This window comes from Aquabacterium sp. G14 (genome assembly GCF_037482285.1).
Taxonomy (GTDB): domain Bacteria; phylum Pseudomonadota; class Gammaproteobacteria; order Burkholderiales; family Burkholderiaceae_C; genus Aquabacterium.
Window position 1 is genome coordinate 232,066 of sequence record NZ_JBBEYB010000004.1, and the last position, 25,606, is coordinate 257,671.

The window sequence follows — 25,606 nt, forward strand, 5'->3', positions numbered from 1 at the left end:
GGTGCCGCACGATGGCATCCAGCCGGACAACCCACAGAATAAATCAGGTCGGTGACGGCGTCTTCAAGAGATCAGAAAGCAGCGCCGAGCTCCATGCAGGACAGCACTTCGTGGCGGCGTGAACGGGGGTAACGGTCTCGCACGATCTTGACGGCGCCCATGGGCGTGTTGGCCATGACCTTCAGTACACGTTGGACAGCTTGCTGTGACGGGTTGATCACGACCAGGGTCGAGACCTCAAACAGTTTGAGGGCGGGTTCAATGGCGAGGTTCATCAGGGCGCGCATGGCTTCTCCAATACATGAACAGCGGCGCTTTGGCTGTTCACGGCGATAGCATGCATTTTTCACGCCCAGAATGACACGGGAATGACCCCCATATCAGGGTTTGCCTCAGCTTTGTCCCCGTCTTGCACGGGCACGGGCCAGGGCGGCTTCGATCATGCTGCGCTTGTGATCGAGCTGCGCCGGGTCGGTGAGCTTGGAGGCGGCAGCCAGGTCCTGTGCCTTGTGCTCGCCCTTGGCCAGCAGGCGGGCGTCGTTGTCGGCTTTGGCCTGGATGAGCCTTTTTGACCGAAACGTGTAGCGGGCGCGTGCGTCATCGGCCTGTGTCGCCGACCAGGCCGCCCAGCCGGTGGGGGCTGGTTCGGGGTGAGCCGGCACCAAGGTGATGCAGTCCACCGGGCAGACGGGCAGGCACAGTTCGCATCCGGTGCACTGGTCTTCGATGACGGTATGCAACTGCTTGTTGGTGCCGATGATGCAGTCCACCGGGCAGGCCTGGATGCACAGTGTGCAACCGATGCACCAGGCTTCGTCGATCACGGCCAGGGTCCGTGGGCCTTCCAGGCCAAACTCCGGATCCAGTGGCAGCTCGGGCAGACCGGTGAGGGCCGCCAGACGGCGAACGCCCTCGGCTCCACCGGGCGGACACTGGTTGATACCGGCATCCCCCTCGGCGATGGCCTGGGCGTAGCTGGCGCAATCCGGGTAGCCGCAGCGCGTGCATTGCGTCTGCGGCAAGAGGGCGTTGATCTGTTCGGCGTCCATGATGGCGCCGCAGTGTACAAGCCCCGGGTGGATCAGGCGGCGATGCCCTTCAGGGCCTGACCTTGATCGGCCTGAGAGGGACGGTTGTGGGCCAGGATGAAGGCGCGGATCTCGGGGTAGGCGAACTCGCGCCAGCGACGGCCCGAGAAAATGCCGTAGTGACCGGCGCCCGCCACTTCGTAGTGCTTCTTGTCCTTTTCAGGGATGCCGCTGCACAGGTCTTGTGCGGCACGGGTCTGGCCAGAACCGGAGATGTCGTCGAGCTCGCCCTCAATGGTCAGCAAGGCGGTCGTGGTGATGTCTTGCGGACGCACAAACTCCTTCTTGCCTTCAGGGTTGCGCACTTCCCAGGTGCCCTTCACCAGTGCGAATTCCTGGAACACCGTGCGGATGGTGTCCAGATAGTACTCGGCAGGCATGTCCAGCACGGCGTTGTACTCGTCGTAGAACTTGCGGTGGGCCTCGGCGTTGTCGTCGTCGCCGCGGATCAGGTCGAGGAAGTAGTCGTAGTGAGAGGTCGCGTGGCGGTCGGGGTTCATGGCCACGAAGCCAGTATGCTGCAGGAAGCCAGGGTAGACCTCACGGCCAGCACCGGGGTAGTTCTGCGGCACCTTGTAGATCACGTTGTTCTCAAACCACGAGAAGGACTTGTTGGTGGCCAGGTTGTTCACGGCCGTGGGCGAGCGGCTGGCGTCGATGGGGCCGCCCATCATGGTCATGGTCAGGGGCGTGGGTTCGCCGCGGCTGGCCATCAGGGAGACGGCTGCCAGCACCGGCACCGTGGGTTGGCACACCGAGATCACGTGCACGTTCGGGCCCACCTTGCGGATGAAGTCCTGCACGTAGTTGACGTAGTCGTCGAGGTGGAAGGCACCTTCTTCCAGCGGCACCATGCGGGCGTCGATCCAGTCGGTGATGTAGACCTTGTGGTCTTGCAGCAGGGTGCGCACGGTGTCGCGCAGCAGCGTGGCGTGGTGACCGGACAAGGGGGCCACCACCAGCACCGAGGGCTGGTCACGCATCTTGGTGAGCATGGCGGCGTCGTCGGTGAAGCGCTTGAAGCGCAGCAGGCGGCAGAAGGGCTTGCTCTCGACGATCTTTTCCTGGATCACGACATCCACGCCATCGACCGTCACCTGGTTGATGTCGAATTCCGGCTTTTCGTACTCTTTGGTCAGGCGACTGGCCAGATCGAAACCCGCCGAAAAGCGGTGCGAGGAAGGCAGGTGCGCAAAGGGCGACAGCGGGTTGCTGTAGAGCTTGGAGGCGGCACTGGCAAACTCAGAGAAAGGGCTGAGCCAGGCGCGGTTGGTTTCGTAGAGTTGGTAGAGCATGGCGTGACCTTCGGGTGTCGGTGTCGTCGAAAAGCATGCCTCTGATATCGAGCATGTTGCATTGCAGCATAAATGACTTTTGACAAGATTGCACGAGGTGTTTTGAGCAACGCTGCGTCAAAAATGCACGAACTCTGTTCAAAGTTGTCACGACAAAAGGGGCGCTCACCTTCCGGTGGCGCCCCTTTTTTGCGTGTTATCCCTTAAGCAGCGGTGGTCGCGGACTGGGTGCGCAACTGTGCCGTGTGCTGACGGTGGCGAGCTTGCTCGCGCAGGCTGAACACCGTCATGGCCACGGCGGCGATGGCGCCGGGGATGGCGAAGGCCAGGAAGTTGGCCTGCAGCGGCAGTTCAGCGGCCATCAGTGCGCCACCCAGGATGGGGCCGACGATGGCGCCGTTGCGACCGATGCCCGAGGCCCAACCCAGGCCGGTGGAGCGGATGGACATGCTGTAGAACTGGGCGCCCAGGGCGTACAACAGGATCTGCGTGCCGATGGTGGTGGCACCTGCGATGGCGATCAGGGTGTAGAGCACGCCGGTCGAGCTCTTGAAGCCCAACAGGCACAGCGAAGCGGCCGCGATGGCGCAGAAAGCCATGAGAACGCGAGGCATGTTGAACTTGTCACCCAGCCAGCCGCCACCGACGGCCCCGAAGATGGCGCCGAAGTTCAGCACCAGCAGGAAGCTCAGGCTCGAACCCAGACCGTAGCCGGCCTTGGTCATCAGCTTGGGCAGCCACGAAGCCAGGGCGTACACCATCAGCAGGCAGCAGAAGAAGGCGACCCACAGCATGACGGTTTGCAGAGCGCGGCCTTCGCGGAACAGGTCGAGCACGTTACCGCCTTTGGCCTTGCCACCGGCAGCGGCTTCCAGTTGTTCACCGGCCTTCAGCTTGAAGCCAGGCTGCACGCGGGACAGCACGTCAGCAGCTTCCTGGTTGCGGCCTTGCTTCACCATGAAACCCACCGACTCGGGCAGGAACTTCATGATCAGGGGCAGCAGCAACAGGGGGATGCCGGCGACGAAGAACACCGATTGCCAACCGTAGCTTGGCAGCATGACCATGCCCAGGCCTGCCGAGAGCATGCCGCCCACCGAGTAGCCGCTGAACATGATGGCGACCAGCGTGCTGCGGATCTTCTTGGGCGCGTACTCGCTCATCAGGGCGACCACGTTGGGCATGACCCCGCCGATCCCCAGACCGGCGATGAAACGGCAGATGCCGAACTCCGTCGGGTTGGTGGCGAAGCCATTGAGCACCGTGAAGCCGCTGAACAGCACCACGCAGATCGTGATGGCCTTTTTGCGGCCGATCTTGTCAGACAGCGGCCCGAAGATCAGGGCACCGGCCATCATCCCGAACAAGGCATAGCTGCCCAGGGCACCCGCTTGCAGCGGGCTCAGGTTCCACTCCTTCATCAGCACGGGCAAAACCACGCCGTAGATGACGAGGTCGTAGCCGTCGAAGATGATGATCAGGGCACACCAGAACAACACCATCCAATGGAAGGGATTGAACTTGGCCTCGTCGATGATTTTGTTGGCGTCTATTTTCTGCATGGCTGGCCTCTGCAACTAAGGGTTAATACCTAGGAAATTCGGACACGAGGGTCAAAAAAGAGGGGGCTGGGAAGCCCCCCAAAGGAGTAAGTCAGAAAGGAAAAGGGTGATCAGCCCAGGTCGCCGCCCGCCACTGGCAGGGTCACCCCGGTGATGTAGGAGGCCTCGTCAGAGGCCAGGAACAAGATCGCGCCGACTTGCTCGTCGATCGTCCCGTAGCGCTTCATCAGGCTGGACGACACCGTCTGGTCGACGATGCCCTGATACCAGACCTTCTCTTGTGGAGACTGTTCGGCGGTGTTGCGGGGGATGCGGCGCGGAGGGGCTTCGGTCCCGCCCGGAGCGGTGGCGTTGACACGCACGCCACGCTCGGCGGTTTCCATGGCCAGGCAAGCCGTCAGGGCGTTGACGCCGCCCTTGGCTGCGCCGTAGGGCACGCGGTTCATGCCACGGGTGGCCACCGACGACACGTTGACGATGGCACCGTGGCCTTGCGCCAGCATGTGGGGCAGGGCAGCGTGGCAGCACCACAGGGTCGGGAACAGGGAGCGACGCACTTCGGCTTCGATCTCGTTGGTCTGGTAGTGCTCGAAGGGCTTGGCCCAGATCGTGCCGCCCACGTTGTTGACCAGGATGTCGATGCGGCCAAAGTGCTTGGCGGCTTCGTCCATCACGCGCTGGCAGTCGGCGTGCTGCTCCAGGTCGGCGGTCAGGGTCAGGACCTTGTCGCCGAACTCGGCGCTCAATTCGTGCACGAGTTCGGAGCGGTCCACCGCGACCACGCGGCCGCCTTCGGCCACCATGCGCTCTACCACGCGACGGCCAATGCCTTGCGCGGTCCCGGTGACCACGGCCACCTTTTCGTTGAAACGTTGATTCATGTCAAACGGCCCAAGTTGTGCAAAAAAAAGCCCGCAGGGACACGGGCGTGGGAGCGCGCAGGGGCTCAGGCGCTGGCAGCGAACTTCTCGTAGTAGAAGTTGGCGGGCTGGATGCCGCGTTCACGGATGAACTGGCTGACGGCTTCGACCATGGGAGGCGGGCCGCACAGGTAGATGTCCACTTCGCCGTCATTGAGGTGCTGGGGCTCGATGTGCTGCGTCACGTAGCCCTTGTGGGGATACGGGCTCTCCGGATTGGCCACACACGCGGTGTACGTGAAGTTGGGGATCCGTTGGGCAAAGGCTTCGAGCTTGTCCATGTCCACCAGATCGGCGTCGTTGGTCACGCCGTAGATCAGGTGTAGCGGGAAGGGGCTGCCTTGTTCGGCGATCTTCTCCAGCATCGCGGTGAACGGGGCCAGGCCCGTGCCACCGGCCAGCATCAACAGCGGACGCTTGATGTCACGCAGGTAGAAGCTGCCCAGGGGACCGGCCAGGGTCATGTCGTCACCGGTCTTGGCCAGGCTGGTCAAGAAGGTGCTCATCAGGCCACCGGGCACATTGCGGATCAGGAAGGAAACCTTGCCATCGCGCGGCATTGAGCTGAACGAGTAAGCGCGGGTCTGGTCGCTGCCAGGCACCTTCAGGTTGACGTACTGACCGGGCAGGAACGCCAGCTTGTTGAGGGCGTCGCCTTCGATGGTCAGCGAGATGGTGCTGTCCGACAGCTTGCGCACATCGGCGATCTTCGCGTCGAAGTTCGACTGCTGCGTACGGCACACGGCCGACGAAGCCGGGATGCGCACAACGCAGTCGCTGGTGGCACGCATCTGGCAGGTCAGCACGTAGCCTTGCTCGGCCTCGTCTTCACTCAGGGCGTCGTCGATGTAGTCACCCATGGTGTAGGTGCCAGATTCGGCGAAGCACTTGCAGGTGCCGCAGGCGCCGTCACGGCAGTCCAGCGGCACGTTGATGCCTTGGCGGAAAGCCGCGTCAGCGACGGTCTCGGTGGGGTTGGCTTCGATGAAGCGGGTGACCCCGTCTTCAAACTGAAGGGCAATGTGGTGGCTCATGGTCTGCTCCTCTGGATCAGAGGTGATAGACGTCGATGACGTGGTGCACGTAGTCGTTCTTGAGGACGATGTACTTGCGCTTGATCAGCGGCTGGCCGCTGCTCACATCGATCGTGTAGTGGGAGGTGCCGAAATAGCTGTCGGTGTGGTTGTAGCGGTAGCTCTGGGTGTGCCAGTTGAAGCGCACCTTCACTTCCGAACCTTCTTGCGACAGGATCTCGACGTTGTGGATGTTGTGGCCGGTACGGGGCTCAGGGGTGCTGGCCGACGAACGCTCGGTCTTGATGCGGAAGACGCGGTCTTCCAGACCACCCCGGTTGGGGTAGTAAATCAGCGAGATTTCGCGTTGCGGATCGCTCACCAGTTGGCCGTCGTCGTCCCACGAGGGCATCCAGTATTCGACTTGCGGGTGGTAGCAGGCCAGCCATTCGTCCCACTGCTTGTCATCCAGCAGACGGGCTTCACGGTACAGGAAGGCCTGGATTTGTTCGATGGTCATGCTCATGGTGGGCCTCAGGCTTTCTTGGACTCGATCTCGATGGCACGCTGCATGGTTTCGAGCCAGTAGCGGTGCTGTTCGGTGTACAGGCCTTCGTCTTCGGTCTTCACGCCGCTGAGCTTCGGATTCAGGTTGATTTCCTTGGCGGCTTCGTCCGGACCTTGCACCCAGTGGGTGGCGCCGCGGCACATGTCGTTCCACTTCAGGGCGATGCCGTTGTAGCCTTGTTGGCAGGCACGGAACTCTTCCAGGTCGTCCGGGGTGGCCATGCCGGTGGCGTTGAAGAAGTCTTCGTACTGACGGACACGGCGGGCGCGGGCCTCGTCGGACTCACCCTTGGGGGCGATGCAGTAGATGGTGACTTCGGTCTTGTCCACCGAGAGGGGGCGCAGCACGCGGATCTGCGAGCCGAACTGGTCCATCAGGTACACATTGGGGTACAGGCACAGGTTGCGCGAGTGACCGATCATCCAGTCGGCGCGAGCCTGGCCGAACTTCTCAACCAGTTCGTCGCGGATCTGGTAGGCCGGACGGTCTTCGGGGTTGGCCCACTTCGTCCACAGCAGCATGTGGCCGTTTTCGAAGGAGTAGAAGCCGCCGCCTTGCTTGGCCCAGCTGCCAGCGTCCATCGCCTTGATCTGGTCACCGGCTTCGGACTGCTTGCGGTGGTTGGTGGTGGCCGCATAGTTCCAGTGCACCGAGCTGACGTGGTAGCCGTCGGCGCCGTTTTCGGCTTGCAGCTTCCAGTTGGCGTCGAAGGTGTAGGTGGACGAGCCACGCAGCACTTCCAGACCTTCCGGCGACTGGTCCACGATCATGTCGATGATCTTGGTGGACTCGCCCAGGAACTCGGTCAGGGGTTGCACGTCAGGGTTGAGGCTGCCGAACAGGAAGCCGCGGTAGCTCTCGAAACGAGCCACCTTCTTCAGGTCGTGGCTACCGTCCTTGTTGAAGGACTCGGGGTAGCCTGCGCCATTGCCGTCCTTGACCTTCAGCAGCTTGCCGCTGTTGTTGAACGTCCAGCCGTGGAAAGTGCAGGTGAAGTTGGCCTTGTTGCCCTTTTTCAGGCGAGCCAGCGTCGCACCGCGGTGCGAGCAGGCGTTGATGACCGCGTTGAGTTCGCCCGCCTTGTTGCGCGTGATCACGATGGGCTGACGGCCGATGTACGTCGTCAGGTAATCGTTGACATTGGGGATCTGGCTTTCGTGGGCCAGATAGATCCAATTGCCCTCGAAGATGTGTTTCATCTCGAGTTCAAAGAGCTCCGCATCAGTGAACGCGGCGCGGTTGAGTTGGTAGACATGCTGGTCGTGGTCTTCGACCAGCATCCCTGCCAGGCGTTCCTTGACGCCTTCGAGAGATGCGGTGTTGCTCATGGTGTGTCTCAGCGTATGAGGAGGGCGAACGTCAGATCGATCAGGCGGCAGCGCGAGGACGGGCAAAGTCCGTCACAGGGGCTTCGGCCTTCAGGGGCTGCATGTCGAAGTTGAACTCGATTTCGTAGAAAGGCTTGTCGGTGCCCAGAGCGGCCATGGCAGCCGGGTCGCTGTTGGTCTTGACCGGGGGCACCAGGCCTTCACGGGTACCGAAGGCGAAGTCGTCCCACAGGTGCGGATCGCTCTCGATGTTGATCTGCGTGGTCAGCTTGCGCTTGCCTTCAGCATGGGCGAAGAAGTGGATGTGAGCCGGGCGATGGCCGTGGCGACCCAGTTGCTGCAGCAGGATGTCGGTCGAGCCGCCGGGAGGCACGCTGTAGCCGACAGGCATGATCGAGCGGAACTTGTAGCGGCCGTTCGCGTCGGTGATGATGGTGCGACGCAGGTTGAAAGCGCTTTGCGACTGGTCGAAGTAGGAGTAGTTGCCCAGGTGGTTGGCGTGCCAGACTTCCACCGTGGCGCCCGGGATCGGGTTGCCCTTTTCGTCACGGACCACACCGGACATGACCACCAGTTCGCCAGGCTGCGTGCCGTCGTCCAGACGGGCTTCGCCTTGGCACACAGGGGCGCCGGCCACGTACAGCGGGCCTTCGATGGTGCGGGGGGTGCCGCCGGTCAGGCCAGCCTTGGCTTCGGCTTCGTCGGTGCGCAGGTCCAGGAAGTGCTCCAGACCGACGCCAGGAACGACCAGGCCCAGTTCGCCGTTGCGGCCAGCGTCGCTCAGGTAGTTCAGGCCAGTCCAGAACTCTTCAGGCTGGATGTCCAGCTCTTCGATCGCCCACATCAGGTCGATCATCAAGCGACGCACAATGGTCTTCACGCGTGCGTTGCCGGGGCCGGTCACGCCGGTGGTTTCAAAGCGGTCGTACAGGGCTTCAATGCTCTTCTTGTCCATGGTGTGTCTCCTCGGTGTAGGCTGTAAAGGAACGTGGGGGAAGGAACTCAGCGGTCGTCTTCGTGGATCGAAGACGGGTGGCGGCACAGGGCCGTCACTTCAATGTCCATGTAGGGGAACAGGGGCAGACTGGTCAGCAGCTGGTGCAACTCGTCCACGCTGGCCACATCAAAAATGCTGACGTTGGCGTACTGGCCGGCGATGCGCCACAGGTGGCGCCACTTGCCGCTGCGTTGCAGCTCTTGCGCCAGTTCGCGCTCGGTTTTCTTCAGGGCATCGGCCTGGGCGACGGGCATGTCAACCGGCAGACGCACCACCATTTCGACTTTGAAGAGCATGTTTGCCTCTCGGGTCTGGGGAACGTGGATACGCAAAGATCAGCGATCGCGCCGCAGGCGGGCGAGCTTTTCTTCATCGAGGTCGATCCCCAAGCCGGGGCGGCGGGGGATTTCCAGAGCAAAGTCGCGGTATTGCAGCGGCTCGCGCAGGATTTCTTCGGTCAGCAGCAGGGGGCCGAACAGTTCGGTGCCCCAGGCAAGGTCATGGAAGGTGCTGAACAACTGGGCCGAGGCCATGGTGCCGACGGCGCCTTCGAGCATCGTGCCGCCGTACAGCGAGATGTTGGCCGAGCGGGCGATGGCGGCCACTTCGGCGGCGCCACGCAGGCCACCCGACTGGTTGATCTTGACGGCAAAGATGTCAGCGGCCTGGGTGCTGGCCACGACGAAGGCGTCACGCGGGCCGTGCAGGGCTTCGTCGGCCATGATGGGGATGATGTTGGACTGGGTCAAGCGCTGCAGGCCGGCCTTGTCGCTGGCGATGATGGGCTGCTCGACCATGTCGACACCGGCGTCGGCCAGCATGGCCATGCCTTCCAGGGCTTCGGTCACCGTCCAGGCCTGGTTGGCGTCGATGCGCACGCTGGCCATGTCGCCCAGGGCGCGCTTGATGGTGGCCACGTGGGCCACGTCGTCCTTCACCGAGCGCAGGCCGATCTTCAGCTTGAAGATGTTGTGGCGGCGCATTTCCAGCACGCGTTCGGCTTCGGCGATGTCCTTGGCGGTGTCGCCGCTGGCCAGGGTCCAGGCGATCGGCAGGCTGTCACGCACGCGGCCACCGAACAGCTCGCTCAGGGGCTGACCCAGACGCTTGGCCTGGTTGTCGTACAGAGCGGTTTCGATCGCGCACTTGGCGAAGCGGTTGCCCTGGATGTGGCCGTTGACCGAGGCCATCAGCATGGCGGGGAAGGTCGGGTCCTGACCCACCAGCATCGGGGCGATGTAGGTGTCGATGTTGACCTTGATGCTCTCCGGGCTTTCCTCGCCGTAGGCCAGGCCACCGATGGTGGTGCCTTCACCCCAGCCGACCACGCCATCGCTGGTCTCGACGCGCACCAGCACGAGGGTCTGGTGGTTCATGGTGGCGACCGACAGGCGATGGGGGCGGATGGTGGGCACGTCCACCAGAAGGGTCTCAACCGCCAGGATCTTGAGTTGGGAGCTCATGTCAACACGTTGTTTGATTGGAAGGTGAGCAAATGGTAGGAACGCCCTTGCTTCCTGTCCAAGACGGTTTTAGACTCGCTCCATATCAAAAAGGTATGGCGCCATGGACCTCAGACACCTTCGCTACTTCGTGGCCGTGGCCGACGAGCAGAACTTCACCCGGGCGGCGGAGAAATTGCACATCTCGCAGCCGCCCTTGAGTCGGCAGATTCAGGATCTGGAAGAGGAATTGGGCCTGGCGCTGTTCGAGCGCGGTTCGCGGCCCCTGAAGCTCACCGAGGGCGGGCGGTTTTTCTATGGGCACGCCACGCGTTTGCTGGAGCAAGCTGCGCAGGCGATTCGCACCACCAAGCGCATCGCGCAGATGCAGCGGCGCCTGGTGATTGGCTTTGTGCCGTCAACGATTTACGGGGCTTTGCCGCGCTTGGTGCGCCTGTTCAGGGCAGCGCAGCCACAGACGGAATTGGCCCTGGTGGAAATGTCGAGCGTGGAGCAGATCGAGGCCTTGAAGAATGGCCGGATCGATGTGGGCTTTGGGCGGGTGCGCCTTGATGACCCTTCGGTCAAGCGCGAAATCCTGCGGGAGGAGCCACTGGTGGCGGCCATACCCATGGAGCATGAGTTGGCGCAAGGGCGCGGGCCGCTGAGTCTGACCGAAATAGCCAAGCATGACCATCTGGTTTACCCTCGGAATCCGCGCCCCAGTTACGCTGACCAGGTTTTGGCGCTGTTCCGCGATCTGGGTGTCGAGCCGCGTGCTGTGTACGAGGTGCAAGAACTCCAGACCGCGCTGGGCCTGGTGGCATCGGGCATGGGCCTGTGTCTGGTGCCGGCCAGTGCCAACCGGATGCGGCCCGATGAGGTGATTTACCGGCCCGTGTTGGAGGCCAAGGCGGTCTCGCCCATCATCATGAGCACCCGCATTCATGATCAATCCACCGACATCGTGCTCTTGCGCTCATTGATCGACGATATTTACCGCGAATGGGCGCAAGAGCGTCAACGTGTTGCCATGACTCGGCGCTTTTTGAGCTGATGCCGCGCGCGTGGTTTCAGGCCTTGGCAGCGGGGCGGCGTGGGGTCAGCATCACATAGGCCAAGCCACCGATCACAACGCCCCAGAAGGCGGCACCCAGGCCCAGGAAGCTCATGCCGGAGGCCGTCACCAGAAAAGTGATGATGGCCGCCTCACGGTGTTCGGCATCGTTGACAGCCCCCAGCACATTGGCCGTGATGGCGCCGATCAAGGCCAGCCCCGCGAGCACGGCGACGAACTCTTTGGGCAAGGCGGTGAAGAGCCAGATGATGGTGCCACCGAAGCAGCCGCCGATCAGGTAGAACACGCCGTTGGCGATGCCGGCCACATAGCGCTTGGCGGGGTCTTCGTGGGCATCCTTGCCGGTGCACAGGGCCGCCGTGATGGCAGCCACCACGGTGGTGATGCCGCCAAACACGGCCGTGAACAGCGAGGTCACGCTGGTCGCCACGATGATGGGGCGCGCAGGGGTGTTGTAGCCCGCGCTGTGCAGAATGGCCATGCCCGGCAGGAACTGACCGGTCAGGCTCACCATCACCAGAGGAATGGCCAGGCTCAAGGTGGAGGCCCAGGACCAGCTCGGGCTGATGAACACGGGCTGGGTCACCTTGAAAGGAATGGTGTGCCAGGGAATGTTGCCCAGCATGGCCGTCAGGGCCACGCCCAGCACCAGCACCATCAGCATGTGATAGCGCGGCCAATAGCGCTTGAACACCAGGAAGCCGGCGATCATGCACAGCGTCAACGCAGGCATGGATTCCACAGCTTTGAAGCCGCGAGCACCGAACTGGAACAGGATGCCGGCCATCATCCCGTAGGCCACGCCTTTGGGGATGTGGCGCATCAGCCGGTCAAAAGAGCCGGACAGACCGATCGCCAAGATGATGACGGCGGCAGTGATGTAGGCGCCCACCGCCTCGTTCAGCGACAGGCCGGGAAACAGGGTGATCAACAGCGCTGAGCCGGGCGCCGACCAGGCGGTGATCACCGGCACCTTGAGCCACCAGCTCAGCGCGATGCCCGAGACGGCGGCGCCGATCGAGATGGCCCACACCCAGGATGCCATCATGTCAGGCCCGAGTTGGGCGGCCTGACCGGCCTGGAAAAAGATCAGCAGGGGGCCGGCATAAGAAATGGCCACAGCCAGGAAGCCGGCCGTGATCGTCGAGAGGGACCAGTCGCGATGCAGCATGGTGACGTGTTGTCAGTTCGGGCGCACGGAGCCGGTCCCGGATCGGCCTGAGATCAATGGCTGGCGAGCCATTGCTCCAAGGTCTGGATGAAAGCCTGCGGCTGCTCCAGCACGCTCAGGTGCGAGGCGTGGGGCAGGATGGCCAACTGCGCACCGGGGATATGGTGGGCAATGGCACGCGCCATCGCAGGCGGCGTGCCCAGGTCCAGCTCACCGGCGATCACCAACGCGGGCACGGCCACCGAGCCCAGACGGGCGGTCGTGTCCACATCGCGGATGGCCTGGCAGCAGGCGATGTAGCCGGCCTGATCGCATGCCAGCACGCGTTGCTTCCAGTAGGCCACGACCTCGGGTTGCTCGGCGCGGAAGCCATCGTGGAACCAGCGCAGCATGGCGCCATCGACGATGGACGCCAGGCCACCCTGCGCGATGGTGGCGATGCGCTGATCCCAGCCCACACGGGCCTCGTCCGGGTAGAACGAGGTCGTGTTGGCCAGCACCAGGGCCTGAACCTTGGCCGGGTGACGCAAGACCAGCTCCTGGCCGATCATGCCGCCCATCGACAGACCGATCCAGGTGACGGCGCCCAGGTTCAGCTCGTCGATCAGGCGGGCTGCGTCATCGGCCAGCTGGGCCATCGTGTAGGGGCCCGCGGGCGCTTCGCTGCGGCCGTGGCCGCGCTGGTCGTAACAGACCACGCGGTTGTCGGCGTACAGGTGGGCCACCAGGGCATCCCACATCGTCACATCACAACCCAGCGCGTGGCTGAGCAGGAAGGTGCGGCGCGGAGTCTGGCCGTTGCGCGGTTCGGTGACCGTGTAGGCCAGGCGCGGGGCGCTGGTGGTGAACTGCATCGTGCTCATCCAGGACTCCGGGCTCAGACGCGTTCCACGATCAGGGCGATGCCCTGGCCGACGCCGATGCACATGGTGCAAAGCGCGTAGCGGCCACCGGTGCGGTGCAACTGGTTCACGGCGGTGGTGACCAGGCGAGCGCCACTGGCACCCAGAGGGTGGCCCAGGGCGATGGCGCCGCCGTTGGGGTTCACGCGCGGGTCGTCGTCACGCAGGCCCAGTTCACGCAGCACGGCCAGGCCTTGGGCTGCAAAGGCTTCGTTCAGCTCGATCACGTCCATGTCGGCCAAGTTCAGGCCAGTCTGCGCCAGCACCTTGACGGTGGCTGGAGCGGGGCCGATGCCCATGATGCGCGGGGCGACGCCGGCCGTGGCCATCCCGACCACGCGGGCGCGCGGGGTCAGGCCGTTGCGGGCGGCTTCGGCTTCACCCGCCAGGATCAGCGCGCAGGCGCCGTCGTTCACGCCCGAGGCGTTGCCGGCGGTGATGGTGCCGTCCGCACGCACGATGGGGCGCAGCTTGGCCAGCGCTTCCATCGAGGTCTCACGGGGGTGCTCATCCTTGGACACGACGATGGCATCGCCCTTCTTCTGGGGAATGGTCACCGGGGTGATTTCCGCATCGAAGAAGCCTGCCTTCTGGGCGGCGACAGCCTTGAGCTGCGAGGCCAGAGCCATCTTGTCCTGGTCTTCACGGCTGATCTTGAAGTCGTCGGCCACGTTCTCGGCGGTCTCCGGCATGGAGTCCACGCCGTACTGGGCCTTCATCAGCGGGTTGACAAAGCGCCAGCCGATGGTGGTGTCGTACACGGCGTTGTCGCGGGCGAAGGCGCTGGTGGCCTTGGGCATCACGAAGGGGGCGCGGCTCATGCTTTCCACACCACCGGCGATCATGATGCCGGCTTCACCCGACTTGATCGCGCGGGCGGCGGTGCCGATGGCGTCCATGCCCGAACCGCACAGGCGGTTGACGGTGGCGCCTGGCACGATGTGGGGCAGGCCAGCCAGCAGCAGGGACATGCGGGCCACGTTGCGGTTGTCTTCACCGGCCTGGTTGGCGCAGCCGAAGATCACGTCGGTCACAGCCTCCCAGTCCAGTTTGAGGTTGCGGGCGGCCAGCGCACGCAGGGGCACGGCGCCCAGGTCATCGGCACGCACCGACGACAGGCTGCCGCCGTAGCGGCCAAAGGGGGTGCGCAGGGCGTCGCAGATGAAAGCTTCACGGGTCATGGTGTGCAACCTTGAGTTCAGTGTGAAAGGGACAAAGACGGGGGATCAGGCGGCCATGCGCAGGGTGACGCCGGGCGTCATTGCCTGAAGGGCTTCCAGCGTCAGACCGGGCGCCAGGGCCACGACAGAGGCGCCCTCGGCACCCAGGTCGATGATGGCCAGATCCGTGTAGATGCGGCTGACGCAGCCGATGCCGGTGAGCGGGTAGCTGCAAGCGGGCACCAGCTTGGCTTCGCCCTTCTTGGTCAGGTACTCCATCATCACGTAGGTCTTCTTGGCGCCGATGGCCAGGTCCATCGCACCGCCCACGGCGGGGATGGCATCCGGCGCGCCGGTGTGCCAGTTGGCCAGGTCCCCCGTGGCCGACACCTGGAAGGCCCCCAGCACGCACACGTCGAGGTGGCCACCGCGCATCATCGCGAAGCTGTCGGCGTGGTGGAAGAAGCAGCCACCCGGCAGCAAGGTGACGGGCTGCTTGCCCGCGTTGATCAGGTCATAGTCTTCCTGACCTTCAGCAGGTGCGGGGCCCATGCCGATCACGCCGTTTTCGGAGTGCAGCACGATTTCTTTGTCGGCGCCCAGGTGGTTGGCGACCGCGGTGGGCAGGCCAATGCCCAGGTTCACGACCGAGCCGTCGGGGATGTCATTGGCCACCTGGGCGGCCATCTCGTCGCGGGTCCAGCGGGTGTAGGAAGCGTTGGATGTGGTCATGTGTGTTTCCTCAGGCACCCTTGAAACCACCGGCGGAGGTGGCGGTGCGGTCGATCTTGACAATGCGCTGGACGAACAGGCCCGGGGTGATCACGGCTTCCGGATCGAGGCTGCCCAGTTCGGCAATCTCGTGCACCGAGGCGATCGTGGTCTTGGCGGCCATGGCCATGATTGGCCCGAAGTTACGGGCGGTCATGCGGTAGGTTAGGTTGCCCCAGCGGTCGCCCTTTTCGGCCTTGATCAGGGCGTAGTCGGCATGGATCGGCGACTCGAACACATACATCTTGCCGTCGATCTCGCGGGTTTCCTTGCCCTTGGCCAGCTCGGTGCCATAGCCCGTGGGCGTGAAGAAGCCACCGATGCCGGCGCCAGCGGCGCGGATGCGCTCAGCCAGGTTGCCCTGGGGCACCAGTTCCAGCTCCAGCTTGCCGCTGCGGTACAGACCGTCGAAGTGGTGGCTGTCCGCCTGGCGGGGGAAGGAGCAGATGATCTTGCGCACCTGGCCGGCGGCCAGCAAGGCAGCCAGGCCCACGTCGCCGTTGCCGGCGTTGTTGTTGACGATGACCAGATCCTTGGCGCCGGTGGCGATCAGGGCGTCGATCAGTTCATTGGGCTGACCTGCGGTGCCAAAACCGCCGATCATGACGGTGGCGCCATCTCGGATGTCGGCCAGTGCTTCGGTGGCCGAGGCCACAATTTTGTTGATCATGAATGGCTCTCAGGGAAAACGGCGGTCGGCTTCACCACCTTGTCAATTTATGTTCTAATAGCGAACAAATATTCGCCAATCGAACAAATGCAGCTTAAGGACCCGTCATACGCCTGTCAAGATTGGCGGGGGTTAACCCTAGGTGCGTTGTTCATTCTGTGAAAAGCCCTGCGAGAGGGGTGCCGACATGACCTTGACTTCGCCCGACGAGGGGGGCGCTGCCTCGTCCCTCAAACCCAGTGACAGCTACGTTCAGTCGTTCGCACGCGGCCTGGATGTCCTGCGCAGCTTCGGTGCCGAGGCGCCCACGCAGACACTGTCCGAATGTGCCGAGCGCGTGGGCATGACCCGTGCCGGCGTGCGTCGCATCTTGTTGACCTTGCACGCCCTGGGCTATGTGGACCAGGACGGGCGCGATTTCCGGCTGACGCCCAAGGTGCTGGAGTTGGGTTTTGCCTACCTGAGCGCGCAACCCTGGTGGGGCTTGGCTCAGCCCTTGCTCGAAGAGCTGACGCAAGATCTCAAGGAGTCCTCGTCGGCGGCCGTGCTCGACGGTGACGACATCGTGTACGTGCTGCGCGTGCCGGCCAACAAGATCATGGCGATCAACCTGGGCGTGGGCACGCGCTTGCCGGCCTACTGCACCTCCATGGGCAGGGTGCTGTTGGCAGCACTGCCCGAAGACGAGCGCGAGCGCCGCGTGTTGGCCACGACGCTGGAGGCGCGCACGCCCCGCACCATCGTCAACCACGATGAACTGCTGCAGACCCTGGGGCAGGTGCGCCGCCAGGGCTGGGCCATGATCAACGAGGAGTTGGAGATGGGGCTGCTGTCACTGGCTGTGCCCATCCGCGACCGCGCTGGCCGGGTGGTAGCCGCCATCAACGTCAGCAGCCAGCCGCACCGGCAGACGGTGGCCGGCATGCAGCAGCACTTCCTGCCGCGCCTGCAATCGGTCGCCGAGCGCATCAGCGCCTTGATGCCGCGCTGACCGGGTGCGGCACCCGTCTGCGGCGCCCCAGAAACAACAAAGGCCCCGTGTCCGGAGCCTTTGTCTGGGGTGAGGAGGCCGTCGCCTCCTGCTGCGCTCAGCGCAGGGTCTTTACATCACGGCCTTGATGGCAGCGGCCACGGCCTTGATGTTCTTGGTGTTGAGCGCGGCCACGCAGATGCGGCCTGAATCCACACCGTACACGCCGAATTCGGCGCGCAGACGCTGCATCTGGGCGGCGTTCAGACCGGAGTAGCTGAACATGCCCTTCTGGCGGGTGATGTAGCCCAGGTCGCCTTGCACGCCAGCGTCGGTCAGCTCCTTGACCAGGGCGGCGCGCATGTCCTTGATGCGCACGCGCATCTCGGTCAGCTCGTCTTCCCACATCTTGCGCAGCTCAGGCGAGCTCAGCACCATGGCCACCACGGTGGCGCCGTGCGTGGGCGGGTTGGAATAGTTGGTGCGGATCACGCGCTTGAGCTGGCTCAGCACGCGACCGGCTTCTTCCTTCGACACGCTGACGATGCTCAGGGCACCGACGCGCTCGCCGTACAGCGAGAAGCTCTTGGAGAAGCTGGTGGAGACGAAGAAGTTCAGGCCGGCGTCCAGGAACTTGCCGATCACCTTGCCGTCTTCGGCAATGCCTTCGCCAAAGCCTTGGTAGGCCATGTCGAGGAAGGCGACCAGGTTGCGGGCCTTCACGGCGGCGATCACCTGGTCCCATTCGGCTTCGGTCAGGTCGTAGCCGGTGGGGTTGTGGCAGCAGGCGTGCAGCACGATCACGGTGCCTTCTTCGGCCGCGTTCAGGGCAGCCAGCATGCCTTCAAAGTTGATGCCGCGCTTGGCTTCGTCGTAGTAGGGGTAGGTGCCCACGGTGAAGCCGGCCGTCTCGAAGATGGCGCGGTGGTTTTCCCAGCTCGGGTTCGAGATCAGGGCTTGCTTCTTGCCGCTGACGTTGTGCAGGAAGTCGGCGCCCAGCTTCAGGCCGCCGGTGCCGCCAATGGCTTGCGCCGTGACGATGCGGCCTTCGGTAACGGCCGCGTGTTCAGCGCCGAACACCAGACCTTGCACGGCCTTGTTGTAGGCGGCAATGCCTTCGATGGGCAGGTAGCCACGGGCCTTGGGGGCGGCGGCAATCTGCTGCTCGGCCGCGGCCACGCACTTGAGCAGAGGCAGCTTGCCGTTGTCGTCGGTGTAGACGCCCACACCCAGGTTCACCTTGTTGGGGTTGGTGTCGGCATTGAATTGTTCGTTGAGGCCCAGGATGGGGTCCCGGGGGGCCATTTCAACGTTAGCGAACAGCGAGGCCATGCGAGCAGTCTCCGGACGGTTGGGGTAATCTGATGAAGGGAAGACGAGACCGACTGCGTCTTCCGTGCGCTTGTGGCGAACGAATGCCGTGTCGGGCAAACCCTTTATTTTAGCGAACTGCGATCCGGATGTCAGAACCGATTTCTCGCCAGACCCCCGCCATGCCCACGGAGCAGGGGGATGCTCAGCCTGTTTCCGGTCAGTTCGTGCATTTTCCCGACTCCCCGTTCGAGCTGTTTCAGCCCTATCCGCCAGCGGGGGATCAGCCCACCGCCATCGCCCAGCTGTGCGAAGGCATCGAAGACGGCCTGAGCTACCAGACCTTGCTGGGCGTGACCGGCTCGGGCAAGACCTACACGATGGCCAACGTCATTGCCCGCATGGGGCGGCCGGCCATCGTCTTCGCGCCCAACAAGACCCTGGCGGCCCAGCTCTACGCCGAGTTCCGCGAGTTCTTCCCCAACAACGCCGTCGAGTATTTCGTCAGCTACTACGACTACTACCAGCCCGAGGCCTACGTCCCGCAGCGCGACCTGTTCATCGAAAAAGACAGCGCCATCAACGAGGCCATCGAGCAGATGCGCTTGAGCGCCACCAAGAGCCTGCTGGAGCGCCGTGACGTGGTCATCGTCGCCACCGTGTCGGCCATCTACGGCATCGGCAAGCCCGAGGACTACACGCAGATGCGTTTCATCGTGCGCACGGGCGACAAGGTGGGCCAGCGCGACGTGATCGCCCAGCTGATCCGCATGCAGTACAAGCGCAACGACATGGACTTCGGGCGCGGCACCTTCCGCGTGCGCGGCGACACCATCGACATTTTCCCGGCCGAACACTCCGAGCTGGCGCTGCGCGTGGAGCTGTTCGACGACGAGGTGGACACGCTCTCGCTGTTCGACCCGCTCACCGGCCGCATCCAGCAACGCATCCCGCGTTTCGTGGTCTATCCGTCCAGCCATTACGTGACACCGCGCGAGCAGGTGCTGCGCGCCATCGAGGGCATCAAGGAGGAGCTCAATGTGCGCGTCAAGCAACTCGTGGGCGACAACAAGCTGGTCGAGGCTCAGCGCCTGGAGCAGCGCACGCGCTTTGACCTCGAAATGTTGCAGGAGGTGGGTCACTGCAAGGGCATCGAGAACTACACCCGCCACCTCTCCGGTGCCAAGCCTGGCGACCCGCCGCCCACGCTGGTGGACTACATGCCCGCCGACTCGCTGATGTTCCTGGACGAGAGCCACGTCATGATCGGCCAGTTGGGCGCCATGTACAACGGTGACCGCTCACGCAAGACGACGCTGGTGGAATACGGTTTTCGCCTGCCGTCGGCCATGGACAACCGGCCGCTCAAGTTCGAAGAGTTCGAGGGCAAGATGCGCCAGTGCGTGTTCGTGTCCGCCACCCCGGCGGCCTACGAACAGCAGCATGCCGGCCAGGTGGTGGAGCAGGTGGTGCGTCCCACGGGTCTGCTCGACCCCATCGTGGAAGTGCGCCCCGCCACCCACCAGGTGGACGACGTGCTGCAGGAAATCCGCATCCGCGTCGAGAAAGACGAGCGCGTGCTCATCACCACGCTGACCAAGCGCATGGCCGAGCAGCTCACCGACTACCTCACCGACAACGGCGTGAAGGTGCGCTACCTGCACTCCGACATCGACACCGTCGAGCGCGTCGAGATCCTGCGCGACCTGCGCCTGGGCGCCTTCGACGTGCTGGTGGGCATCAACCTGCTGCGTGAGGGGCTGGACATCCCCGAGGTGTCCCTGGTGGCGATTCTGGATGCCGACAAGGAAGGCTTCCTGCGCGCCGAGCGCAGCCTGATCCAGACCATTGGCCGCGCCGCGCGCAACCAGAACGGCCGTGCCATCCTGTACGCCGACAAGATCACCGAGTCCATGCGCAAGGCCATCGGCGAGACCGAGCGGCGCCGCAACAAGCAGATCGCCCACAACGAGGCCCACGGCATCACGCCGCGCACCATCAACAAGAAGGTCAAGGAACTGATCGATGGCGTGATGTCCAACGCGGCCAAGGACGACCTGAGGGCGGCTGAGGCGCTGGCGCGCTCGATGGAAGGCAGCGAAGCCCTGTCCGAGAAGGACCTCAGCAAGCGCATGAAGACGCTGGAGAAGGAAATGCTGGAAGCGGCCAAGAACTTGGAGTTCGAGAAGGCTGCTCGCCTGCGCGACCAGCTGGCCTTGCTCAAGGAGCAGGCCTTTGGGGCGGTGGTGCACGACCACGTGGTGGTGAAGCCGAACAGCTGATCCTGACGCAGGCCGCAATGTGGTGCGTGCGGTTGTCACAAAAGCATCGCCAGGCTGTCACCGCGAATTCATGTGCGATTTCTACGCTGTGGGCTTCTGTTTCCCTGCATGAGTAGAGATCATCCATGACCAAACAAGCAGCCCCCACCGTGATCGATTTCGACCACGAAGACTCCAACACCTCCAACAACCCGACCTTTGACTAGGTGTTGCAGGCTCGCTTGAGCCGTCGCAACATCCTGCGCGGCAGCATCGGTACGGCCATGACAGCAGCGTTCGGTGGCCTGTCCTTGACCGCATGTGGCGGCGGCAGCGACGACGGTCCGGCCAATCCTGTTCAGGACGCGGTGCAGGAAACCTTGCTGTCCTTCGGTGCTGTGGCCAAGACCTTGGCGGACACCGTCACCGTGCCGGCTGGCTATACCGCCACGGTGGTGCTGGCCACCGGTGATCGCTTGTTCTCGGATGTGGCCGAGTACAAGGACGATGGCACCAACGACCGCTACGACCGTCGCAGCGGCGATTGCCACGATGGCATGGAGTACTTCGGTCTGTCCGCCACGGGCGCGCCGGATGCCAACAGCAGCGATCGTTGCCTGCTTGGCATGAACCATGAGTACATCACTCCGTTGTTCCTGCACGCCAACGGCCCGACAGCCGGTGCCAGCCGCGTGGCTTCGGAAGTCGATATCGAAGTCGATGCCCATGGCGTGGCAATTGCCGAGTTCAAGAAAACCGGCGGCAAGTTTGGTCTGGTGGTCGATTCGACCTTCAACCGTCGCATCACGGGCCTGAGCACGATCGAAATTTCCGGTCCTGCACGCGGCAACGCCAAGCTCAAGACCAAGTTCTCGACCACAGGTACCCAGACCCGCGGTACGCTGAACAACTGCGGCACCGGCAAAACCCCCTGGGGCACGCTGCTCACCGGCGAAGAAAACTGGGCGGGTTACTTCTACCGTGCCTCGGGTGATGCAGCGAACCGCACCACCGTGCTGGGCAACCAAGCCAACGTGGCGCTGACTCGTTATGGCCGTGGCGAGGGTGCCAGCCGCTACAACTGGGAAACCGCCGGCAGCGAGGACAAGTACGCTCGCTGGAACATGACCCTGGACACCACCAAGGCCGCAGACGGTACCGAAGACTACCGCTTCGAGATCAATGGCCAGGGTTACATCACCGAGATCGACCCCTACAACGCCACGTCCACCATCAAGAAGCGCACTGCACTGGGCCGTGTGGCGCATGAAAGCGCAGCTTTCTCCAACCCCGTGGTGGGCAAGCCCTTGGCGGTCTACATGGGCGACGACTCCCGCGGCGAGTATGTCTACAAGTTCGTGAGCGCCGCCAACTGGGTAGCAGCCGACGCCAACCCTGCCGATCGCGTGGCAACGGGTGACAAGTACCTCGACAGCGGCAAGTTCTACGTGGCCAAGTTCAACAGCGATGGCACGGGCAACTGGGTCGAGTTGAGCCTGAACAACGACACGGTGAAGAACTACGCGACCTACACTTTTGCCGACGAAGGTGACGTGGCCATCCACACCCGCTTGGCGGCCGATGCGGTCGGCGCCACCAAGATGGACCGTCCGGAATGGTGCGGCACCCACCCGACCACGGGTGAGGTGTACTTCACCATGACCAACAACAGCAACCGTCGCGTCAGCCCCAGCGGCAGCCAGCAAGGGATCGATGCGGCCAACCCCCGCGCTTACACCGACATCAAGGGTGTCAGCAGCAGCCAGCAAGGCAACGTCAACGGTCACATCGTTCGCATCAAGGAAACTGGCGGCGAACCCGGTGCCACCACATTCAATTGGGACGTTTACCTGTTCGGTGCCGAATCCGCAGCCTCCCCGAGCTTTGTCAACCTGTCGAGCCTGACCGACGACCAGGACTTCTCCAGCCCTGACGGTTTGGTCTTCAGCAAGTCCACGGGCATTTGCTGGATCCAGACCGACGACGGTGCTTACACCGACGTCACCAACTGCATGATGCTGGCGGGCATTCCCGGTACGGTTGGCGATGGCGGCAACGTCACTTTGAACTACGGTGCGGCCTCGGTCACCACCAAGATGGGCAAAAAGCCGACCGAGTCGACGCTGAAGCGCTTCCTGGTGGGGCCGTCGCAGTGTGAGATCACGGGTTTGGCTGAGAGCCCGGACGGCAAGGTGTTGTTCATCAACGTGCAGCATCCTGGCGAAGACACCTCCAACGTGGCCGACACCACGACCTATGGCAGCCACTGGCCAGGCAACAGCGGCTACGGTGCCGGCGGCAATGTGGCTCGCCCGCGCTCTGCTACCGTGATGATCACCAAGAACGACGGTGGCCGTATCGGCAGCTGATTGCCGACCCGCACACGCATGGCGCGCACGCGCCATCGCACGGCTTCGCGCGCCTGGACCTCGGTCCAGGCGTTTTGCATTGGGCTGAAGCTTTTCCGGCAGGCCGGTCAGCGTCACACTCGGGTCAACCCTGATCTAAAGTTGACCAAAACAGTGGGGTAGCGTATAATCGACTCAAACACTCGGGATTGACCTGTCCCCGATCTGCCGGAGATCCCGGTGGGTCCAGCGCTGACCGACCCAGGGCCAGCGTGGGGCAACGTCCGATCCCGCATAAGGAGTTATGCCATGCGTTTGACCACCAAGGGCCGTTTCGCTGTAACGGCCATGATCGATCTGGCTTTGCGGGAGCACACCGGCCCCGTCGCCCTGGCTGCCATCAGCCAGCGTCAACAGATCTCGCTGTCTTACCTGGAGCAGTTGTTCGGCAAGCTGCGCCGCCATGAGCTCGTCGAGAGCACCCGGGGTCCGGGCGGTGGTTATTCCCTCGGCCGCAAAGCCGAAGACATCACCGTGGCCGACATCATCGTCGCGGTCGATGAGCCCATTGATGCCACCGGTTGCGGCGGCAAGGAAAACTGCATGGGCGACGACGGCGGCCGCTGCATGACCCACGACCTGTGGACCAGCCTGAACAACAAGATGATCGAGTACCTCGACTCGATCAGCCTACGCAAGCTGGTGGATGACCAGCTGGCCAAGGGCGTGTCGATCGAAGCGCAGCCCATCAAGCGCGCCATCTCGACCCAGCCCGTGGTCAAGCCCATCAAGGTCACCGCGCCCAATTCCGTGTTCGCTCTCGGTGCAGCCCTGACCAAATAAGGGACATCCGGCCCCCTCCGCCTCGGCAGAGGGTGGCTCGCCCTGATAATTCAGCCTCACTTCCGAGCGATCCTTGTACCGCTGCCTGCCGGGTCGTGTTGACCTGTCTGGCGCCAGCCATTGAGTCCCCACCATGGACATGACCCCGCATTTCCCCATCTACATGGACTACGGCGCCACCACGCCGTGTGACCCCCGCGTCGTCGACGCCATGATTCCCTGGCTGCGTGAGCATTTCGGCAACCCCGCTTCGCGCACCCACGCCTATGGCTGGGAGGCCGAAGCCGCCGTCGAAAAAGCCCGTCAACAGGTCGCTGACCTGATCGGTGCTGACCCGCGTGAAATCGTCTGGACCTCGGGTGCCACCGAGTCCAACAACCTGGCCCTCAAGGGCGCGGCGCAGTTCTACAAGACCCGCGGCAAGCACATCATCACGGTCAAGACCGAGCACAAGGCTGTGCTCGACACCGTGCGTGAACTGGAGCGCCAGGGCTTCGAAGCCACCTACCTCGACGTCAAGGAAGACGGCCTGCTGGATCTGGACGTGCTCAAGGCCGCCATCCGCCCCGACACCGTCCTGATCTCGGTCATGTACGTGAACAACGAGATCGGCGTGATCCAGGACATCCCGACCATCGGTGCGCTGTGCCGTGAGAAGGGCATCATCTTCCACGTGGACGCGGCACAAGCCACCGGCAAGATCGACATCGACCTGGCCACGCTGCCCGTCGACCTGATGAGCCTGGCCTCGCACAAGACCTACGGACCCAAGGGCATTGGCGCCCTGTACGTGCGCCGCAAGCCCCGCGTGCGCCTGGAAGCGCAAATGCACGGCGGTGGCCATGAGCGTGGTATGCGCTCGGGCACGCTGCCCACGCACCAGATCGTCGGCATGGGCGAAGCCTTCCGGATCGCCAAGGAAGAAATGGCCGATGAGAACGCGCGCGTCAAGGCCCTGCGTGACCGCCTGCTGGCCGGCCTGCAAGACATCGAACAGATCTTCGTCAACGGCGATCTGGACAAGCGCGTCGCCCACAACCTCAACGTCTCCTTCAACTACGTGGAAGGCGAGTCGCTGATCATGGGCATCAAGGGCATCGCGGTGTCGTCCGGTTCGGCCTGCACCTCGGCCAGCCTGGAGCCCAGCTATGTGTTGCGCGCCCTGGGTCGCAGCGACGAGCTGGCCCACAGTTCGCTGCGCATGACCATCGGCCGTTTCACGACCGAAGAAGAAGTCGATTTCGTCATCACCACCCTCAAGGACCGGGTCGCCAAGCTGCGCGAACTCTCGCCTCTGTGGGACATGTACAAAGACGGTATCGACATCAGCACTATTCAATGGGCGGCACACTAGTCATGTCAGCCCCCGGTTGCAGGGTACTGCAACCACCCCCCGAGGGGGTGCGGGGCCGGACGCTTGGGGCGGCCCGGCGCTGGCCCCGCCGCCACTAACAAGGTTGTGGTGAAGCAACCGACGTTCTTTGAAGATTTGGAGTAACACCATGGCATACAGCGACAAGGTCATCGACCACTACGAACACCCCCGCAACGTTGGCTCTTTCGAAAAGGGCGACGAGACTGTGGGCACCGGCATGGTCGGCGCCCCGGCTTGCGGCGACGTGATGAAGCTGCAGATCAAGGTCAACCCGTCCACCGGCGTGATCGAGGATGCGCGCTTCAAGACCTACGGCTGCGGCTCGGCCATTGCCTCGAGCTCGCTCGTGACCGAGTGGGTGCGCGGCAAGACGCTGGACGAAGCCCTCGAGATCAAGAACACCCAGATCGCCGAAGAGCTGGCCTTGCCCCCGGTCAAGATCCACTGCTCCATCCTGGCGGAAGATGCGATCAAAGCCGCCGTCAACGACTACAAGACCAAACATGCAAGCTGATCAAGCCACCTCCGGCTCG

General features: G+C 63.5%; 24 protein-coding genes. 7 read left to right on the forward strand and 17 right to left on the reverse strand.

Annotation, left to right across the window (positions count from 1 at the left end):
• Positions 1-71: 71 nt before the first annotated feature.
• From WIT60_RS06965 to WIT60_RS07015, 11 genes are all read right to left on the reverse strand, one after another.
• Complete coding sequence (locus WIT60_RS06965) at positions 72-287, reverse strand: hypothetical protein (RefSeq protein WP_339583206.1); 216 nt, start codon at positions 285-287, stop codon at positions 72-74.
• Positions 288-392: 105 nt separating this feature from the next.
• Positions 393-1,049, reverse strand: a complete 657-nt coding sequence (rsxB, locus tag WIT60_RS06970; RefSeq protein WP_339583207.1) for an electron transport complex subunit RsxB — start codon at positions 1,047-1,049, stop codon at positions 393-395.
• A 32-nt stretch (positions 1,050-1,081) separates the two neighbouring features.
• The gene (locus tag WIT60_RS06975) at positions 1,082-2,383 is read right to left on the reverse strand and encodes a polyhydroxyalkanoate depolymerase (protein ID WP_339583208.1); all 1,302 of its coding nucleotides are present in this window, start codon (positions 2,381-2,383) and stop codon (positions 1,082-1,084) included.
• Between the two features lie 203 nt (positions 2,384-2,586).
• On the reverse strand, positions 2,587-3,945 hold the full coding sequence (locus WIT60_RS06980) for an MFS transporter (RefSeq protein WP_339583209.1): 1,359 nt from the start codon (positions 3,943-3,945) through the stop codon (positions 2,587-2,589).
• Positions 3,946-4,055: 110 nt separating this feature from the next.
• Entirely contained in the window at positions 4,056-4,826 is a 771-nt protein-coding gene (locus WIT60_RS06985; protein WP_339583210.1) for a 1,6-dihydroxycyclohexa-2,4-diene-1-carboxylate dehydrogenase, read from the reverse strand.
• A gap of 65 nt (positions 4,827-4,891) precedes the next feature.
• Complete coding sequence (gene benC / locus WIT60_RS06990) at positions 4,892-5,899, reverse strand: benzoate 1,2-dioxygenase electron transfer component BenC (protein ID WP_339583211.1); 1,008 nt, start codon at positions 5,897-5,899, stop codon at positions 4,892-4,894.
• Between the two features lie 16 nt (positions 5,900-5,915).
• Positions 5,916-6,404, reverse strand: a complete 489-nt coding sequence (benB, locus tag WIT60_RS06995) for a benzoate 1,2-dioxygenase small subunit (RefSeq protein WP_339583212.1) — start codon at positions 6,402-6,404, stop codon at positions 5,916-5,918.
• Positions 6,405-6,412: 8 nt separating this feature from the next.
• On the reverse strand, positions 6,413-7,774 hold the full coding sequence (benA, locus tag WIT60_RS07000) for a benzoate 1,2-dioxygenase large subunit (protein WP_445207665.1): 1,362 nt from the start codon (positions 7,772-7,774) through the stop codon (positions 6,413-6,415).
• A gap of 40 nt (positions 7,775-7,814) precedes the next feature.
• Positions 7,815-8,729, reverse strand: coding sequence for a catechol 1,2-dioxygenase (gene catA, locus WIT60_RS07005; RefSeq protein WP_339583213.1), 915 nt, complete (start codon positions 8,727-8,729; stop codon positions 7,815-7,817).
• A 47-nt stretch (positions 8,730-8,776) separates the two neighbouring features.
• Positions 8,777-9,067, reverse strand: coding sequence for a muconolactone Delta-isomerase (gene catC / locus WIT60_RS07010; RefSeq protein WP_339583214.1), 291 nt, complete (start codon positions 9,065-9,067; stop codon positions 8,777-8,779).
• 39 nt (positions 9,068-9,106) lie between these two features.
• A complete protein-coding gene (locus WIT60_RS07015; protein ID WP_339583215.1) occupies positions 9,107-10,234 on the reverse strand; it encodes a muconate/chloromuconate family cycloisomerase in 1,128 nt (375 codons plus the stop codon).
• Positions 10,235-10,337: 103 nt separating this feature from the next.
• Here WIT60_RS07015 and WIT60_RS07020 point away from each other — a divergent pair, with 103 nt between their 5' ends.
• The gene (locus tag WIT60_RS07020) at positions 10,338-11,270 is read left to right on the forward strand and encodes a LysR family transcriptional regulator (protein WP_339583216.1); all 933 of its coding nucleotides are present in this window, start codon (positions 10,338-10,340) and stop codon (positions 11,268-11,270) included.
• A 16-nt stretch (positions 11,271-11,286) separates the two neighbouring features.
• On the opposite strand, the gene WIT60_RS07025 is transcribed toward WIT60_RS07020, so the two are convergent.
• From WIT60_RS07025 to WIT60_RS07045, 5 genes are read right to left on the reverse strand one after another with little or no spacing between them, the layout of a single operon-like run.
• The gene (locus tag WIT60_RS07025; protein WP_339583217.1) at positions 11,287-12,462 is read right to left on the reverse strand and encodes a benzoate/H(+) symporter BenE family transporter; all 1,176 of its coding nucleotides are present in this window, start codon (positions 12,460-12,462) and stop codon (positions 11,287-11,289) included.
• A gap of 53 nt (positions 12,463-12,515) precedes the next feature.
• Positions 12,516-13,325 (reverse strand): 3-oxoadipate enol-lactonase, encoded by an 810-nt coding sequence (gene pcaD, locus WIT60_RS07030; RefSeq protein ID WP_339583218.1) that lies wholly within the window; start codon positions 13,323-13,325, stop codon positions 12,516-12,518.
• A 14-nt stretch (positions 13,326-13,339) separates the two neighbouring features.
• Positions 13,340-14,545, reverse strand: coding sequence for a 3-oxoadipyl-CoA thiolase (gene pcaF / locus WIT60_RS07035; protein WP_339583219.1), 1,206 nt, complete (start codon positions 14,543-14,545; stop codon positions 13,340-13,342).
• 45 nt (positions 14,546-14,590) lie between these two features.
• Positions 14,591-15,256, reverse strand: coding sequence for a 3-oxoacid CoA-transferase subunit B (locus WIT60_RS07040; protein WP_339583220.1), 666 nt, complete (start codon positions 15,254-15,256; stop codon positions 14,591-14,593).
• A gap of 10 nt (positions 15,257-15,266) precedes the next feature.
• On the reverse strand, positions 15,267-15,965 hold the full coding sequence (locus WIT60_RS07045) for a 3-oxoacid CoA-transferase subunit A (RefSeq protein WP_339583221.1): 699 nt from the start codon (positions 15,963-15,965) through the stop codon (positions 15,267-15,269).
• A 187-nt stretch (positions 15,966-16,152) separates the two neighbouring features.
• Here WIT60_RS07045 and WIT60_RS07050 point away from each other — a divergent pair, with 187 nt between their 5' ends.
• On the forward strand, positions 16,153-16,956 hold the full coding sequence (locus tag WIT60_RS07050) for an IclR family transcriptional regulator domain-containing protein (protein WP_339583222.1): 804 nt from the start codon (positions 16,153-16,155) through the stop codon (positions 16,954-16,956).
• A gap of 111 nt (positions 16,957-17,067) precedes the next feature.
• On the opposite strand, the gene WIT60_RS07055 is transcribed toward WIT60_RS07050, so the two are convergent.
• Positions 17,068-18,267 (reverse strand): amino acid aminotransferase, encoded by a 1,200-nt coding sequence (locus WIT60_RS07055; protein WP_339583223.1) that lies wholly within the window; start codon positions 18,265-18,267, stop codon positions 17,068-17,070.
• Positions 18,268-18,395: 128 nt separating this feature from the next.
• Between WIT60_RS07055 and uvrB the strand changes: the two genes are divergently transcribed.
• From uvrB to iscU, 5 genes are all read left to right on the forward strand, one after another.
• A complete protein-coding gene (uvrB, locus tag WIT60_RS07060; protein WP_445207666.1) occupies positions 18,396-20,528 on the forward strand; it encodes an excinuclease ABC subunit UvrB in 2,133 nt (710 codons plus the stop codon).
• A 221-nt stretch (positions 20,529-20,749) separates the two neighbouring features.
• Complete coding sequence (locus WIT60_RS07065; RefSeq protein ID WP_339583224.1) at positions 20,750-22,876, forward strand: PhoX family protein; 2,127 nt, start codon at positions 20,750-20,752, stop codon at positions 22,874-22,876.
• Positions 22,877-23,164: 288 nt separating this feature from the next.
• Positions 23,165-23,698: a Fe-S cluster assembly transcriptional regulator IscR gene (iscR, locus tag WIT60_RS07070; protein ID WP_320366108.1), complete on the forward strand. Its 534-nt coding sequence runs from the start codon at positions 23,165-23,167 to the stop codon at positions 23,696-23,698.
• A gap of 133 nt (positions 23,699-23,831) precedes the next feature.
• Positions 23,832-25,052 carry an IscS subfamily cysteine desulfurase gene (locus tag WIT60_RS07075; protein WP_339583225.1) on the forward strand — a complete coding sequence of 407 codons (1,221 nt, stop codon included), beginning with the start codon at positions 23,832-23,834 and terminating at the stop codon, positions 25,050-25,052.
• A gap of 148 nt (positions 25,053-25,200) precedes the next feature.
• Positions 25,201-25,587 carry a Fe-S cluster assembly scaffold IscU gene (gene iscU / locus WIT60_RS07080; RefSeq protein WP_320366104.1) on the forward strand — a complete coding sequence of 129 codons (387 nt, stop codon included), beginning with the start codon at positions 25,201-25,203 and terminating at the stop codon, positions 25,585-25,587.
• The last annotated feature ends 19 nt before the right edge of the window (positions 25,588-25,606 follow it).

What these genes read in the sequence shown, in the direction of transcription:
- WIT60_RS06965 (WP_339583206.1), bottom strand. Translation starts at nt 287, where the DNA reads ATGCGCGCCCTGATGAACCTCGCCATTGAACCCGCCCTCAAACTGTTT.
- rsxB (WP_339583207.1), bottom strand. Translation starts at nt 1,049, where the DNA reads ATGGACGCCGAACAGATCAACGCCCTCTTGCCGCAGACGCAATGCACG.
- WIT60_RS06975 (WP_339583208.1), bottom strand. Translation starts at nt 2,383, where the DNA reads ATGCTCTACCAACTCTACGAAACCAACCGCGCCTGGCTCAGCCCTTTC.
- WIT60_RS06980 (WP_339583209.1), bottom strand. Translation starts at nt 3,945, where the DNA reads ATGCAGAAAATAGACGCCAACAAAATCATCGACGAGGCCAAGTTCAAT.
- WIT60_RS06985 (WP_339583210.1), bottom strand. Translation starts at nt 4,826, where the DNA reads ATGAATCAACGTTTCAACGAAAAGGTGGCCGTGGTCACCGGGACCGCG.
- benC (WP_339583211.1), bottom strand. Translation starts at nt 5,899, where the DNA reads ATGAGCCACCACATTGCCCTTCAGTTTGAAGACGGGGTCACCCGCTTC.
- benB (WP_339583212.1), bottom strand. Translation starts at nt 6,404, where the DNA reads ATGAGCATGACCATCGAACAAATCCAGGCCTTCCTGTACCGTGAAGCC.
- benA (WP_445207665.1), bottom strand. Translation starts at nt 7,774, where the DNA reads ATGAGCAACACCGCATCTCTCGAAGGCGTCAAGGAACGCCTGGCAGGG.
- catA (WP_339583213.1), bottom strand. Translation starts at nt 8,729, where the DNA reads ATGGACAAGAAGAGCATTGAAGCCCTGTACGACCGCTTTGAAACCACC.
- catC (WP_339583214.1), bottom strand. Translation starts at nt 9,067, where the DNA reads ATGCTCTTCAAAGTCGAAATGGTGGTGCGTCTGCCGGTTGACATGCCC.
- WIT60_RS07015 (WP_339583215.1), bottom strand. Translation starts at nt 10,234, where the DNA reads ATGAGCTCCCAACTCAAGATCCTGGCGGTTGAGACCCTTCTGGTGGAC.
- WIT60_RS07020 (WP_339583216.1), top strand. Translation starts at nt 10,338, where the DNA reads ATGGACCTCAGACACCTTCGCTACTTCGTGGCCGTGGCCGACGAGCAG.
- WIT60_RS07025 (WP_339583217.1), bottom strand. Translation starts at nt 12,462, where the DNA reads ATGCTGCATCGCGACTGGTCCCTCTCGACGATCACGGCCGGCTTCCTG.
- pcaD (WP_339583218.1), bottom strand. Translation starts at nt 13,325, where the DNA reads ATGAGCACGATGCAGTTCACCACCAGCGCCCCGCGCCTGGCCTACACG.
- pcaF (WP_339583219.1), bottom strand. Translation starts at nt 14,545, where the DNA reads ATGACCCGTGAAGCTTTCATCTGCGACGCCCTGCGCACCCCCTTTGGC.
- WIT60_RS07040 (WP_339583220.1), bottom strand. Translation starts at nt 15,256, where the DNA reads ATGACCACATCCAACGCTTCCTACACCCGCTGGACCCGCGACGAGATG.
- WIT60_RS07045 (WP_339583221.1), bottom strand. Translation starts at nt 15,965, where the DNA reads ATGATCAACAAAATTGTGGCCTCGGCCACCGAAGCACTGGCCGACATC.
- WIT60_RS07050 (WP_339583222.1), top strand. Translation starts at nt 16,153, where the DNA reads ATGACCTTGACTTCGCCCGACGAGGGGGGCGCTGCCTCGTCCCTCAAA.
- WIT60_RS07055 (WP_339583223.1), bottom strand. Translation starts at nt 18,267, where the DNA reads ATGGCCTCGCTGTTCGCTAACGTTGAAATGGCCCCCCGGGACCCCATC.
- uvrB (WP_445207666.1), top strand. Translation starts at nt 18,396, where the DNA reads ATGTCAGAACCGATTTCTCGCCAGACCCCCGCCATGCCCACGGAGCAG.
- iscR (WP_320366108.1), top strand. Translation starts at nt 23,165, where the DNA reads ATGCGTTTGACCACCAAGGGCCGTTTCGCTGTAACGGCCATGATCGAT.
- WIT60_RS07075 (WP_339583225.1), top strand. Translation starts at nt 23,832, where the DNA reads ATGGACATGACCCCGCATTTCCCCATCTACATGGACTACGGCGCCACC.
- iscU (WP_320366104.1), top strand. Translation starts at nt 25,201, where the DNA reads ATGGCATACAGCGACAAGGTCATCGACCACTACGAACACCCCCGCAAC.